The following is a 14,490-nucleotide window of genomic DNA, read 5'->3' as shown; positions in this document are numbered from 1 at the left end:
CGAGAGCCCCTCCCGTCCCACCGGGATGGACGCGAGCAGCTCTCGTGCAACCGGAGTGGACGAGAGCAGCTCTCGTGCCCCGGAGCGGCGGGCAAGGGTGGACGGCCGGGGCTCTCGTGCGCCGGAGCGGCGGGCAGGAGTGGACGAGGGCAGCTCTCGTGCAGCGGAGCGGCGCGTGGACGAGCCGGATGTGCCCCCGCTGGGGCCCGCCGAGCTCGACGCGCTCACCGAGCGGATCGACGCGCTCGGACCGGCCGAGGCCGACCGGCTGCGGCACCGCCTGCGCCGTTCCCGCGACGGACGCGCCCAGCAGCGTGTCGCGTCGTCCGTCGCGGCCGCCGAGCACCGGCTGGCGCGCCGCCGCGAAGCGTTCCCGAGGATCACCTACCCGCCGACGCTGCCGGTCAGCGCGCGCCGCGAGGAGATCGCGGACGCGATCCGGGACAACCAGGTCGTGATCGTCGCCGGCGAGACCGGGTCCGGGAAGACGACGCAGCTGCCCAAGATCTGCCTGGAGCTCGGGCGCGGCGTGCACGGCATGATCGGCCACACCCAGCCCCGGCGTCTCGCCGCGCGGACGGTGGCGGCCCGGATCGCCGAGGAGCTGGGCGTCGAGATCGGTGGCGCGGTCGGCTGGAAGGTGCGGTTCACCGACCAGGTCGGCGACTCCACGCTGGTCAAGCTCATGACCGACGGCATCCTGCTGGCCGAGCTGTCCGGCGACAAGGACCTCACCCAGTACGACACGCTGATCATCGACGAGGCGCACGAGCGCAGCCTCAACATCGACTTTATCCTGGGCTACCTGACCCGGCTGCTCCCCCGCCGTCCGGACCTCAAGGTCGTCATCACCTCGGCGACCATCGACCCGGAACGCTTCGCGAAGCACTTCGGGACCGACACCGAGCCCGCGCCGATCGTCGAGGTCTCCGGGCGGACGTTCCCCGTCGAGGTCCGCTACCGGCCCGTCGTCGACCCCGACGATCCGGACGCCGACCCCGACCGCGAGGAGATCGAGGCCATCGGCGACGCCGTCGCGGAGCTGCAGCGCGAGGGCCCCGGCGACGTCCTGGTGTTCCTGCCCGGCGAGCGCGAGATCCGCGACACCGCGGAGGCGCTGGAGCGCAGGCAGTTCCGCAACACCGAGATCCTCCCGTTGTACGCACGTCTGTCCACGGCCGAGCAACAGCGCGTCTGGCAGGCCCATACCGGCAACCGGGTGGTGCTGGCCACGAACGTCGCCGAGACGTCGTTGACGGTGCCCGGGATCCGCTACGTCGTCGACACCGGCACCGCGCGCATCTCGCGCTACTCGCGCCGGCTCAAGGTGCAGCGCCTGCCGATCGAGAAGATCTCGCAGGCCAGCGCCAACCAGCGCACCGGCCGCTGTGGGCGGACGAGCGACGGCATCGCGATCCGGCTCTACGCCGAGGACGACTTCGACGCCCGCCCCGAGTTCACCGACCCGGAGATCCTGCGCACCAACCTGGCGTCGGTCGTCCTGCAGATGATCGCGCTCGACCTCGGCGAGATCTCGGCGTTCCCGTTCGTGGAGCCCCCGGACCGCCGGTCGATCGACGACGGCCTGGCGCTGCTCCACGAGCTCGGCGCCCTGGAGACGGGACGGACGTCGCTCACCGCCGTCGGGCAGTCCCTGTCCCGGCTGCCGGTCGACCCGCGGCTGGGCCGGATGCTCGTCGAGGCGAACCGGGTCGGCTGCCTGCGCGAGGTGCTGGTCATCACCGCGGCGCTGAGCGTGCAGGACCCGCGCGAACGGCCCGTCGAACAGCGCCAGGCCGCCGACGCCAAGCACGCGCGGTTCTCGATCGACGGGTCGGACTTCCTGTCCTACCTGCGACTCTGGGACCACCTCAACGAACGCCGCGATGCGCTGTCCGGCAGCAAGTTCCGTCGTGAGATCCGGGACGACTTCCTGCACTACCTGCGTGTGCGCGAGTGGTGGGACCTGCACGGCCAGCTCCGCCAGGCCGCGCGCGGGGCGGGGATGAGCGCCGACGACGCGAGTACGGACCGGGCGGAGAGCGCGGACAGGATCCACCAGGCCCTGCTGTCGGGTCTGCTGTCCCAGGTCGGCCTGCTCGACCCGGCGGCGGAGAAGAAGGACCGCAAGGACCCGAAGGAACGCCGAGGGCTCAAGGAGTATCTGGGCGCCCGCGGGGCGAAGTTCGCGATCTGGCCCGGCTCGTCGCTGGCGAAGAAGCCACCGCGCTGGACGATGGCCGCCGAGCTGGTCGAGACGACCCGGCTCTGGGCCCGCACGGTCGCGCCGGTGAACCCGGACTGGATCGAGCCGCTCGCACAACATCTCGTCAAGAAGACATATTCGGAACCGCGCTGGTCACGCAAGCGCGCGTCCGCCGTCGCGACCGAGCGGGTCACGCTGCACGGCATCCCGCTGGTCTCCGACCGGGCCGTCGACTACGGCCGGATCGACCCCGAGGTCTCGCGCGAGCTGTTCCTGCGCCATGCCCTCGTCGAAGGCGACTGGGAGACCCGGCACCCGTTCTTCCACGCCAACCGCGAGCTGCTCGACGACGCCGAGGAGCTCGAGCACCGCGCCCGTCGCCGCGACCTGGTCGTCGACGAGGACACGCTCTACGCCTTCTACGACGAGCGCGTCCCGGCGAGCGTGGTCTCCGGGCGGCACTTCGACTCCTGGTGGAAGAAGGAGCAGCGCCGCGACCCCGACCTGCTCGCCTACACCGAGGACATGCTGGCCACCGAGGCCGCTCGCTCCGTCGACCGCGACGCCTACCCCGACCACCTGGCCGCGGGCGGGCTGACGCTGCCGCTGTCCTACGCGTTCGAGCCGGGGCAGCAGGGCGACGGGGTGACGGTCGACGTGCCGGTAGCGGCACTGCACCAGGTCGACCCGACGCCGTTCACCTGGCAGGTGCCCGGGCTGCGCGAGGAGCTCGTCACCGCGCTGATCAAGACCCTGCCACGGACGCTGCGGCGCAACTTCTCCCCCGCGCCCGACCACGCCCGCGCCGTCCTGAGCCGGCTCCGGCGCGACTCCGCCGAGATGAACGAGCCTCTGCTCGACGGCCTGGAGCGCGAGCTCGGGCGGATGCGCAACGTCGACATCCGGCGCGAGGACTGGGAGCTCGAACGACTCCCCGAGCACCTCACAGTGACTTTCCGGGCTCTTGACGAGAACGGGAAGGAGCTGGCCAGGGGAACCGACCTGGAGGCCCTGCGTCTCCAGCTGGCCCCCCAGGTCCGCCAGGAGCTGGCCGCCGCCGGCACCGACATCGAGCGCACCGGGCTGACCACCTGGGCGATCGGCGACCTCCCGCGCGAGCACCCGATCCGGCGCGGCGACCACGTCGTGACCGGCTACCCGGGACTCGTCGACCGCGGGAAGACGGTCGACGTCCGCGTGTTCGCGACCGCCGCCGAACGCGACCCGGCGCACCGGCGCGGGCTCCGCCGGCTGCTGCTGCTCGGCGCGCCGTCGCCGGTCAAGCAGGTCCAGCGCGGCCTGACCAACGCCGAGAAGCTCACGCTCTCGCGGAACCCGCACGGCTCCGTCGACGCCATGCTCACCGACTGCGTGCGCGCCGCCGCCGACCACCTCGTCGCCCGCGGGGGCGGCCCGGCGTGGGACGAGGCACAGTTCGCGCGGCTGGCCGAGCTGCTGCGGATGCGTCTGGGCGCGACCACCCTGGAGGTGCTCGGTGCGGTGCGCGGGGTGCTCGAGGTGTGGCACCGGGTGCAGCGGCAGCTCTCCGACCTGAAGGGCCCGCTGGTCCGGGCCGGGGTCGCCGACGTCGCCGCGCAGCTGGACCGCCTCGTCGGGCCGGGCTTCGTCACCGAGGCCGGCGCGACCCGCCTGGGCGACGTGAAGCGGTACCTGCAGGCCGTCGAGGTGCGGCTGGACAAGCTGCGCAACGGAGCGGAGCGGGACGCCGTGTGGACGGCCGAGGTCCGCAGCGTCGCCCACGAGTACGACGAGCTGCTCGCCGAGCTGCCCTCGGGCGTCGAGCCGTCGCCGGAGCTGCGCGAGATCGGCTGGATGATCGAGGAGCTGCGGGTCTCGCTCTACGCGCACCCGATGCGGACCCGCTACCCGGTGTCGGTGAAGCGGGTCCGCCGGGCCGTCGACGACCTTCCCCGGGGCTGACGGCATCATCCTGTCCCGATCACCGGACGGGGTGGGGCCGCTTCGGGGGACCTCGAAATGTCGGTGTCGGGTCCTACCGTCTCCGCCATGAGCACCCGCATCGCCACGTTCGCCCTGTTCGCCCTCGACTGCCCGGACCCGCTCGCCCTGGCCCGCTTCTACTCCGCGATCACCGGCTGGCCCATCGCGCCGCAGGACGACGGGCACTGGGCCCAGCTCGACACCGGCGGCGCCGGCGCGACGCTGGCCTTCCAGCGCGTCGACGACTTCCGCCCGCCGCGGTGGCCCGGCCAGGAGCACCCACAGCAGGCCCACCCCGACTTCGACGTCCCCGACCTCGACGTGGGCGAACGCGCCCTGCTCGACCTCGGCGCCCGCAAGCACGAGGTCCAGCCGAGGCCGGAGAGCTTCCGCGTCTACCTCGACCCGGTCGGCCACCCGTTCTGTCTGGTCAGGGCCTGACGGTTGTGGCGCGGGACAAAGGTTCCGCACCCAGGACCGGCGAGTCGCGCGCCCGCGCGCCGGGAATGTCAGGATCAGGCTCCGCGACGGCGAAGGAGCCTTCATGACCACCCCGTACACCCATCTCGGCGAGGCTCTGGGCACCGACTTCTTCTCGGTGCAGGACGAGTTCAGCGACGAGCAGTGGCAGCGGTTCATGGACGTGCGCAAGTTCGTCGACCACGAGGTCCTGCCCGACATCAACGAGTACTGGGACAAGGCCGAGCTGCCCTGGCACCTGTTCAAGCGCCTGGGCGAGCTCAACATCGTCGGTGACGACATCGTCGGCTACGGCGCGGCCGGGATGAGCCCGCTCTCGGTCGGCCTGGTGCACATGGAGCTGCACCGCGGCGACGGGTCGCTGGGCACGTTCCTCGGCGTGCACTCGGGCCTGGCCATGCAGTCGATCGCCATGTGCGGCTCGGAGGAGCAGAAGCAGCGCTGGCTGCCGGCGATGTCGACGCTGGACAAGCTGGGCGCGTTCGCCCTGACCGAGCCCGAGCACGGCTCCGACTCGATCGCGCTGGAGACCACGGCGACCCGCGACGGCGACTCCTGGGTGATCAACGGGTCGAAGCGCTGGATCGGCAACGGCAGCGTCGCCGACCTGGTGATCGTCTGGGCCCGCGACACCGAGTCCCAGGAGGTCCTCGGCTTCGTCGTGGAGACCCCGGCCGAGGGCTACACGGCCACCGTCATCCCGGGCAAGGTGTCGCTGCGCGCGCTGTGGCAGGCCGACATCGAGCTGCGCGACGTCCGGGTGCCGGACGAGAACCGGCTCGAGTTCGCCCGCTCGTTCAAGGACTGCGGCCGCGTCCTGGCCAACACCCGCGGCATCTGCGCGTGGATGGCGCTCGGGCACGCGACGGCCGGCTACGACGCCGCCGTGCGCTACGCCAAGGAGCGCACCCAGTTCGGCAAGCCGCTGGCGTCGTTCCAGATCGTGCAGCAGCGCCTGGTGAAGATGCTCGCGGACCTGACCGGCATGCAGCTCTACTGCATGCAGATCGGGCGCCTCGCCGACGCCGGGAAGCTCTCCCCCACCATCGCCGGGCTGGCGAAGATGAACAACACCTCCACCGCCCGGACGATCCTGTCCGAGGCCCGGGACCTGCTGGGCGGCAACGGCATCCTGCTCGAGCACCACGTCGTGCGGCACTGGGCCGACATCGAGGCCATCCACACGTTCGAGGGCACCGAGACGATCCAGACGCTGATCGTCGGCCGCGACGTGACCGGTATCAGCGCCTTCACCTGAGCCCGGACCGGCGGAGCGGGAAGGGCCGGGATCAGGCGGTGGGGAGGCCGGCCGCCTTCCAGGCCCGGAAACCGCCGTCCACGTCGGTGGCGTTGCGCAGGCCCAGGTCCTGCAGCGACGCCGCCGCCAGGCTGGAGCTGTAGCCCTCGGAGCAGAACAGCACCCAGGTGACGTCGTGGTCGGTCGCCTCCGGGATGCGAGCGTCCGACGTCGGGTCCAGGCGCCACTCCAGGTGGTTGCGCTCGATGATCAGCGCGCCGGGCAGCGAGCCCTCCTCGTCGCGCTGCCACCCGGGCCGGGTGTCGACCAGGATCGCGCCGCGCTCGGCCAGCTCGGCGGCACGGGCGGGGTCCGGCCGGTCCAGACGGGCGCGGGCCGCGGTCAGCAGGTCGGTGATGCTCGGCGGAGTGCTCCCGGGGGTGCTCATCCGACGCCCTGACCGGGCTCGACCAGCTCGGTGCGCAGGCGGCGCAGCCGCTGCCCACCCCCACCACCGGGGATCTTCTCGACGTCGTAGTACGACATCGCCGACAGCGGCGGGGAGTAGGCGTGCACGCTGACCGCGGGCTCGATCGCCGGGTTGGCCACGTCGTGCACGTGCCCGAGCGGGAAGCCCGCGCCGCGCTCGGCGCGCAGCGTACGGGTGCGCAGGCCACCGGTGGCGGTCCAGCGGCGCTCGGTCAGCGCCCCGGAGACGACGGTCATCGCGCCGAGCGAGCCGGCGTGGTCGTGCAGCTCGGCGATCTGCTCGGTGGCCCAGCTGATCAGCCAGACGTCGAGCAGGCCGTCGCTGCGCAGCAGCCGGTACCAGCGGCGCTCCGGGTCGATCACGACCTCGTGCTCACCGGCGCGGACCTCGGCGGCGATCCCGCGGGTCAGCTCACGCAGGTCCTCGAGGTCGTACGGCGTCGGTGCGGTGGAACGGAGGGGACGGACGCCGCCCCGGCGCGAGGTGGAGCGGGCGGCGACGGCGGCAGGACGGGACGCACGGACAGGCGCGGACACGGTGGGACACTCCAGAGACGGTCGACGGACGAGCGGTACGGGGACTCAGCTCGGTCGACAGCCCTGGTCGAAGTGGTCAGCACGACGCGACTCCCAGATGGGGCCGAGTAACCATGCTTTAACCACGCCGCAATATCACCATACCTCCGACGCCCATCTCAATCGCCCGTCCAGAGCACGGGACGAGCCGCTCCGACGACGAACGCTGTACGGACAACCTGCAGCGCAGCAGGTCCGCCCGCACGGTCGGCCGAAAAAGAAATATCGCGGCCGATCAGACGTCGTCGGAGAGCCCGATCACGGAGTCCAGGCCGGACAGGACCAGCGCCCGGCGGGCCTGGCTGCCGGCCGGTGCGACCAGCGACAACGTCGTCCCCTCGTCACGTATCCGGCGGGCCACCTCGGAGAGCAGCGCGATCCCGGCGCTGCTGACGAACGCGTCCCGGCTCAGATTCAGCGTCACCGGCAGGCCGCCACCGAGGTGGGCCATCAGCGGGGCACGGATCGCGGCCACGCCCTGCAGGTCCAGGTCGCCGACGACGGTGATCCGCACGCCGTACCGGTCCGGTGCGGCGCGCAGCCGGGTCGCCTCGGACCGGGACCCCGCGTCCCCGTTGGGCTCCGCCCGGTCCGGCTCCGGCTCGCCGGCGACGAACTCCACCGGCGGGCCGCCGCCCGGCGTCCCGACCTCGACCGGGATCGACGGCAGCCGGAAGCTCACCACGGTGCCCGCGGCACCGGGTTCGACGACGAGCTGTTCGGCGAGCTCACGGATCAGCGCGATCCCGCGTCCCCGGTAGCCGGGGTCGGGCGGCGGCGGGCGCCAGCGTCCCCGGTCGGCGACGCGGACCTCCACCGCCCCGTCCGGGAGCAGCGCCAGCCGCAGCGCGACCCCGGGCGTCCCGTCCGGGCCGGGTCCGCCCAGATAGGCGTGCTCGATCGCGTTCGTGACGGCCTCGCCGACGGTGAGCTGCAGGTCGCTGCGCGCGTCCTGGCCCATGCCGCAGGCCTCGCACCAGGACGCGATCGTGCGCCGCAGCGGGGCCAGGCGGGTCGGGTCGGCGTCGAGCTCCAGCGACATCGGCGGCGGCATCATCCGGGCGACGAGCACGACGGTGTCGTCCGGGATCGAGTCCGCGCCCTCGGACATCCGGGTCAGCAGCGCGTCGGCCATGTCCCGGGGCTGCGAGCCGGACAGGTCGCCGAACGCGGTCGCGAGGCGGGCCAGCCCGTCGTCGATCACCTCGCCGCGCCGTTCGAACAACCCGTCCGAGCAGAGCAGGATCGTCTCGCCGGGCTCGATCCGGTCCGAGGCCTCCTCGAACGGGGGCCGCCCGGAGATGCCCAGCGGCACGCCGCGGCCCTGGTCCAGGGTGCGGACGCCGTCCGGTCCGGCGAGCAGCGGCGGCGGGTGCCCGGCGCTGGCGTAGCAGAGCTCGCCGGCGTCGCAGTCGATCACCGCGCAGGCCACCGTGCTGGCCATCGCGCCGCTGACGCGCAGGGCGAAGTGGTCGAGCTGCTCCAGCGCACCGGCCGGGGACTGGCCGTTGACCAGGTTCGCCGCGACCGCGCTGCGGAGCTGGCCCATCACGGCCGCGGCCGCGGGCCCGCGCCCGACGACGTCGCCGACGACGAGCGCGACCCGCCCGTCGTCGAGAGCCAGCACGTCGAACCAGTCGCCGCCGGCCTCGGTGCCCAGGGTTCCCGGCCGGTAGCGGGTGGCCAGCGACATCCGGTCCAGCTCGGGCAGGCTCTGCGGCAGCAGGCTGCGCTGCAGCGTCACCGCGACCTCGTGCTCGGCCTGGTGCAGCTGCGCCCGCACGATCGCCTGCGCGCACTGGCTGGCCAGGGTCTGCACGAAGCTGCGCTGCTCGGCGGTGTAGGTCGGCTCGGCCCCGAACCGGAAGCCCAGCACGCCGATCGGGCGCGCGGCCACCATCAGCGGCACCGCCGTCTGCACCGGGTAGGCCTGCCCCGGCGGGGGTTCGGCGTTCCAGATCGGTTCGCCGGTGGCCAGTGCCCGGGTGAGCGGGTGCCCGCGGCCGGGCACGGCGTCGGCCACGGCGGGGTCCGTCCAGCCGTCGGACGCGAGCGGGGCCGGCACCCCGGCGTCGTCGACGGCCAGCAGCACCACGGCCTGCGCCTGCACCGAGGACCGGCCGTGTTCGACGATCACCTCGGCGACCGACTCCAGGTCGGTGGCCCGCGACAGCGCCGACGCGATCGCGCCGAGTCGCTCGGCCAGGCGCCGGGCCTCGGTCTCCACGTCCAGCATCGACGCGCGGTCGAGGGCCTGTGCGGCCAGCTCGGCGACGGCGACGGTCGCCTCCCGCTCCGCGTCGGACAGCTCGCGCTCGCGGACGAACGCGACGCCGAGCACCCCCAGCGAACGGTCACCGGCGACCAGCGGCATGTAGCCCAGGGTCTTCGCGTGCTCGGGCACCAGGCCCACCATCGACGGGTAGCGGGCGGCCCAGGCCTCGTCGGTGGTCACCCACATCGGGTCCCGGTCGCGCAGGACCTCGCCGAAGGAGGTCGACGGGTCGGCGGACAGACGCCCGGCCCGTCGCCACAGCTCCTCGTCCCAGCCGTGCCCGGTCAGCGCGCGCAGCCACGTCCCGCGCAGCTGCCACACCCCGGCGTAGTCGGCGCCGAGCAGCTCGACGATGTGGTTGGCCGCGATGGCCGCGACGTCGCTGGGGGTGGCCGCGGCGGACATCTGCGCGGTCGCCCGGTGCATCAGGCCGAGCCGCTGCGCGGAGGCGCGTTCCTGCTCCAGCAGCCGGGCGTTGTCCACCGCGAGCCCGGCGCGACGCCCGATCTCGGAGACCAGGTCGAGGTCGTCGGTGGTGTAGTCCTCGCCCGGGTCGCAGCGCGCCACGGTCAGGCGGGCACTGGTGCGTCCGCGCGCGGGCAGCGGGACGACGATCGCGGACCGGACCCGCATCCGGGCCCACACCGCGCGCTGCTCCGGCGGCAGGCCCGCGAGCAGCGCGGTCAGCCGGTCCGGTCCGATCGGCTGGTGCTCGACCGGACCGTCGATCGGCACCAGCGGGCCCAGCGACCAGAGCGCAGGCTCCAGGGACGGCTGGGCGGCCGCGGCGGCGAGGGCCCCCATCGGCTCGTCGGAGGCGGCCTCGTGCACGAGCGCGACGTCGGCCAGCCCTTCGTCGACGACGGCGCGCGCGAGCTGGTCGGTCCGCCCGGTGCGGGTGATCTCGCGTTCCAGCGACTCACCGACCTCGGAGTAGATCCGGTGCCGTCGCTGCTCGCGGTGCTGGGCGTCGATGTCCAGGCAGCCGCCGACGTAGCCGGCGGAGCGCTCGAAGTCCCCGACCGGGGCGCCGCGGTCGAGCACCCAACAGAACCGGCCGTGGCGGTCCTGCAGCCGGTACTCCACCTCGAACGGCGCCGATGAGCGCGCCGCCGCCGTGGTCACCGACAGGTAGCGCTCGCGGTCGTCGGGGTGGATCCGGCGGCGCCAGTCCAGCCCGAGCTCCCCGGCCGGGTCGCTGACGCCGGTGAAGTCGAGCCACCCGCGGTTGACGAACACGCGGTGCCCGCCCGGGTCGTCCACCCAGATCAGGGCCGGGGTGGAGTCGGCCATCGCGCGGAACTGCAGTTCCGCAGCGCGGCGGACCCGGCCCAGCTGCAGGTGGTTGGCCACCCGGGCCAGCAGCTCGCGCGAGGAGAACGGCTTGACGAGGTAGTCGTCGGCGCCGGCGGCGAAGCCCTCGACCGCGGCCTCCTCCCCGGCCCTCGACGACAGCAGGACCACCGGCACACCCGCCGTGCGGGTGTCGGTGCGCAGTGCGCGCAGCAGCTCGATGCCGTCGATCCCGGGCAGTGCGACGTCGGCGACGACGAGGTCGGGCGGGGCCGCACGGGCCGCATCCAGGGCGTCCGAGCCGTTCGTCTCCACCTGGACGATCCAGTGTTCGGAGAGCAGGTCGCGCAGGTAGCCCCGCATGTCGGCGTCGTCGTCGACGACGAGCACCCGGTCCCGGTGCTCGAGCGGCAGCCCCTCGACGCCGAGGTTCGCGGAGCGGTCGGTCCCGTTGCCGGGGGCCGTGGGCAGCCAGCGCAGCGCCTCGGCGACGTAGGGGGCGGCCAGTGCGGGCGTCGACCGTGTGCCGACCCCGGACCGGACCAGCCGATCCGTGGACAGGTGGCCGAACCCCAGCGGCAGCCACACCGTGAACGTGCTGCCGACGCCGATCGTGCTGCGGACCTCGACGGTGCCGCCGTGCAGCCGGACCAGCTGCTGCACCAGCGACAGGCCGAGCCCGCTGCCCTCCTGGGTGCGTCCGCGGCCGTCGCGGACCCGGTGGAACCGGTCGAAGACCTGGTCGACCTCGTCGGCGGGGATGCCGGCGCCGGTGTCGGCGACCCGCAGCACGGCCTGCTCGCCGAAGAGGCGCAGCTCGACCGTCAGCCCGCCGTGGTGGGTGAACTTCACCGCGTTGGACAGCAGGTTGAGGACGATCTTCTCCCACATGTCCCGGTCCACCCAGACGGGACGGTCGGTGGGTGGGCAGTCGACGTCCAGCCGGAGCCCGGCGCGCTCGGCGACCGGGCCGAAGGTCGCGGCCAGCTCGCCGGTGAACGTGCCGAGCTCGGTCGGCGCGTACATCCCCTCGAGCAGACCGCTCTGCAGCGTCGAGACGTCCAGCAGGCCGTTGACCAGCTTGAGGATCCGCTGCGCGTTGCGCTGGGCGAGCTCGACCTCGGACCGCACGGACGCATCGGGGTGCTCGCGCAGCCGGTCCAGGGGGCCCAGCACGAGCGTGAGCGGGCCGCGGAACTCGTCGCCGAGACCCGCGTAGTGGTCCGAGCGGATCTGCTCGTTGCGGACCTGCCCGTCGCGGCGGGTCCGCTCCGCCTCCTGCACGCGGGCCACCGTCATCGCGGTGCCGATGTGCCCGATCACCAGGCGCAGGAACAGGCGGTAGTCGTCGTCCATCGTGATCAGCGGGGACGCGGCGAGCGTCACGCCGCCGGCCACCTCGCCGTCCGGGGAGCGCAGCACGGCGCGGGCGAGGTCGTGGACGGGTGGGCGTGCGGCGCCCACGGCCGTCGGCTCGATCGTGGTGAACGCGACCGGGTCGGTGCCGAACGGGAACGCGGCGGGGACCCAGTCCGCGGGCGGGTCGGTGACGCCGACGGTCGCCCGCACGGACGGGACGTCGCCGCAGTCGTCGTAGACCACGGCACAGCCGATGTCGGCGGTCGCCGGCTCGAGCACCGCGACCAGCCGTTGCGCGACCACGTCCTCGGACGGCGCGTCCCGCGAGATCTCCCCGAGCGCCGCGAGCAGCCTCAGCCGCCGGGCCCCGACGACCTTGCCGGTGGTCTCGGTGTTCATCGTGATCACGCCGAGCACGTCGCCGGACGGGCCGCGGACGGGCGTGCTGGAGTACTGCCAGTAGGTCTCCTCGGGACCGCCGTGGCGGTGCAGGACGACCCGGTCGTCCTCGCGGAAGATGCCGCTGCTGCGACCGGCGAACATCCCGGCGAGGTCAGCGGCCAGGTGCTCGGCGACCTCGGGCCAGCCGTGGTCGAGCGGTTCGCCGAACCCGGCGGGATGCCGCTGCCCGCAGAGCGGGACGAACGCGTCGTTGTAGAGCAGGGTGTGCCGCTCACCCCACCAGACCGTCATCGGGTGGCGGCTCTCGACCATGAACCGGACGGTGTCCTCCAGCTCACGCGGCCACGACGAGCGTGGGCCGACCTCGCGGGAAGACCAGTCGGTCACCTCGAGCAGCGTCCGGACGTCGACGGGTGTGCCCGCCCCGCCGTCGGTCCCGCTCACGTCCTGCTCACCCCGCGTCCCCGGTAGCTGCTGTGTCCCACCGCAGGATCTCACTGCCACCGGGGGTCGGCAGTACGGGCACACCGGCGGGTCACCCGATGGCCCCGGCGGGCCGGGCGGGACCCCTCCGGCGCGTACCGCGGGGCCCCCACGCTGCGGGAGACTCCCGCCCATGGCGACGCGACTCGACGACGGCAGCTGGGAGATCCAGGGGCACCGCGTGACGTTCCCGGTGCGGATCCGCGACGCCGGGGTCGGCCTGTCCACGCACCTGGTCCCGACCCGGCGGGTCCGCGGCGTCCTGGCCGGGGCCGCGGCGCGCCTGACGCCGTTCTCGCTGCTCGGGCGCACTCCGGTGTTCGTGATGTTCGTCGACTACCGGGACAACGACCTCGGCACCTACGACGAGGTCGGCGTCGCCGTCCCGGTCCGCCACCGCGGTCCGGCCGGGTCCCGGTGGGGCGTGCACGTCCTGCAGCTGCCGGTCACCGAGACGTTCACGATGGAGGCCGGTCGCGCGCTGTGGGGCCTGCCGAAGTGGCTCGCCCGCGCCGAGCTCGACGTCTCCGGGGGCCGCGTCGAGTGCCGTCTCGACGACGACGCCGGACGCCGGGTGCTCGACGCGTCCCTGCGCACCCTGGGACTGCCGGCGCTGCCGCTGACCGTCCCGGCGTCGCTGACCGCGCTCGCCCCGCGCGACGACGTGGTGCTCGCCGCCCCGGTCCGGATGCGGGCCCGCGGCACCCGCGTCGGGGCCGGTGGGCGGGTGGTCCCCGGCACCGGGCACCCGATGGCGCAGCAGCTGCGCGCGATGGGCTTCCCGCGGCGTTCGCTGTTCACGACCGTCGTCGACCACGTCGCGTTCGACATGGACCCCGCCGAGGAGCTGCCCGCCCGGTGATCCCCGGGGGCGCTACGCGGCCGCGGCGGCGCGGTGCTCGTGCAGCCAGGTCCGCAGGTCACCGAGCGGACGGGCGCGGTCCGGTTCGTTGTAGATCTCGTGCCAGAGCCCGTCGTACCAGCGCACCGTCATGTCCGGCGAGCCGCATGCGGCCTCGATCCGCTTCGTGCCGGCCGGGTCGGTGAGCGCGTCGTCGGTGCCGTGCTGCACGAGCACCGGCAGGCGCAGCCCGCCGGCGCGGCCGGGCAGGACCTCCATCTGTGCGTAGACGGCGGCGCCGAGCGCGAGCGACGGGTTGCCGTGGTGCACCAGGGGGTCGTCCTGGTAGTCGCGCACGACGTTCGGGTCCCGGCTGATCTTCGTCTGGTCGATGCCGACCGGGCGGATCGTCGGCAGCACGCGGGCGAGCACCTGCAGCGCCGGGATCAACGCGGACGGCACGATGTCGCTGGCCAGCGCGGGCGCGGACAGCACCAGGCCGGCGAGCTCGCGCTCGTGCTCGACGGCGTAGGCGAGCGCGATCTGCCCGCCCATGCTGTGCCCGAGCAGGTACACCGGCAGGCCGGGATGCCGGGCGGCGACGACCCGGCGGAACGTCTCGAAGTCGTCGATCAGGTCGGAGTAGCGCCGGGTGTGTACCCGGGTGCCGCCGGAGCGGCCGTGCCCGCGGTGGTCGAGTCCGTAGACCGCCCAGCCGTCACCGGCCAGCTCGTCGACGACGTTGCCGTAGCGCCCCGAGTGCTCACCGATGCCGTGGCTGATCAGCAGCACCCCGGACGGGTCGCCGTCCGGGAGCCATCCCTGCCAGAACAGCTCGGTGTCCTCGACGCCGCTCAGGCGCCCCTCCACGTGACCGGTCACGCCAC

8 protein-coding genes are annotated in these 14,490 nt (G+C 73.6%); 4 read left to right on the top strand and 4 right to left on the bottom strand.

Annotated elements, in window-relative coordinates; genetic code table 11:
• The first annotated feature begins 175 nt into the window (after positions 1-175).
• The 3 genes from hrpA (at position 176) to EV383_RS02540 (ending at position 5,906) form a co-directional block, all read left to right on the top strand.
• On the top strand, positions 176-4,147 hold the full coding sequence (hrpA, locus tag EV383_RS02550; RefSeq protein WP_423213625.1) for an ATP-dependent RNA helicase HrpA: 3,972 nt from the start codon (positions 176-178) through the stop codon (positions 4,145-4,147).
• A gap of 87 nt (positions 4,148-4,234) precedes the next feature.
• A complete protein-coding gene (locus EV383_RS02545; RefSeq protein ID WP_130288417.1) occupies positions 4,235-4,609 on the top strand; it encodes a VOC family protein in 375 nt (124 codons plus the stop codon).
• A 103-nt stretch (positions 4,610-4,712) separates the two neighbouring features.
• Positions 4,713-5,906 (top strand): acyl-CoA dehydrogenase family protein, encoded by a 1,194-nt coding sequence (locus EV383_RS02540; protein ID WP_130288416.1) that lies wholly within the window; start codon positions 4,713-4,715, stop codon positions 5,904-5,906.
• A 31-nt stretch (positions 5,907-5,937) separates the two neighbouring features.
• Here EV383_RS02540 and EV383_RS02535 read toward each other — a convergent pair whose 3' ends face one another.
• The 3 genes from EV383_RS02535 to EV383_RS02525 form a co-directional block, all read right to left on the bottom strand.
• The gene (locus EV383_RS02535; RefSeq protein WP_130288415.1) at positions 5,938-6,333 is read right to left on the bottom strand and encodes a rhodanese-like domain-containing protein; all 396 of its coding nucleotides are present in this window, start codon (positions 6,331-6,333) and stop codon (positions 5,938-5,940) included.
• Entirely contained in the window at positions 6,330-6,911 is a 582-nt protein-coding gene (locus EV383_RS02530; RefSeq protein WP_130288414.1) for a cysteine dioxygenase, read from the bottom strand. Before EV383_RS02530 ends, EV383_RS02535 begins: the two co-directional genes overlap by 4 nt.
• A 274-nt stretch (positions 6,912-7,185) precedes the next feature.
• Positions 7,186-12,723 carry a SpoIIE family protein phosphatase gene (locus tag EV383_RS02525; protein ID WP_165438209.1) on the bottom strand — a complete coding sequence of 1,846 codons (5,538 nt, stop codon included), beginning with the start codon at positions 12,721-12,723 and terminating at the stop codon, positions 7,186-7,188.
• Between the two features lie 172 nt (positions 12,724-12,895).
• Between EV383_RS02525 and EV383_RS02520 the strand changes: the two genes are divergently transcribed.
• Positions 12,896-13,624, top strand: a complete 729-nt coding sequence (locus EV383_RS02520) for an acetoacetate decarboxylase family protein (RefSeq protein WP_165438208.1) — start codon at positions 12,896-12,898, stop codon at positions 13,622-13,624.
• Positions 13,625-13,636: 12 nt separating this feature from the next.
• Here EV383_RS02520 and EV383_RS02515 read toward each other — a convergent pair whose 3' ends face one another.
• Positions 13,637-14,485 (bottom strand): alpha/beta hydrolase, encoded by an 849-nt coding sequence (locus tag EV383_RS02515; RefSeq protein WP_130288411.1) that lies wholly within the window; start codon positions 14,483-14,485, stop codon positions 13,637-13,639.
• Between the last annotated feature and the right edge of the window lie 5 nt (positions 14,486-14,490).

Source organism: Pseudonocardia sediminis, assembly GCF_004217185.1.
GTDB lineage: Bacteria > Actinomycetota > Actinomycetes > Mycobacteriales > Pseudonocardiaceae > Pseudonocardia > Pseudonocardia sediminis.
Note: the sequence above shows the minus strand (reverse complement) of the source record. Positions and strands in the feature narration are given on the sequence as shown.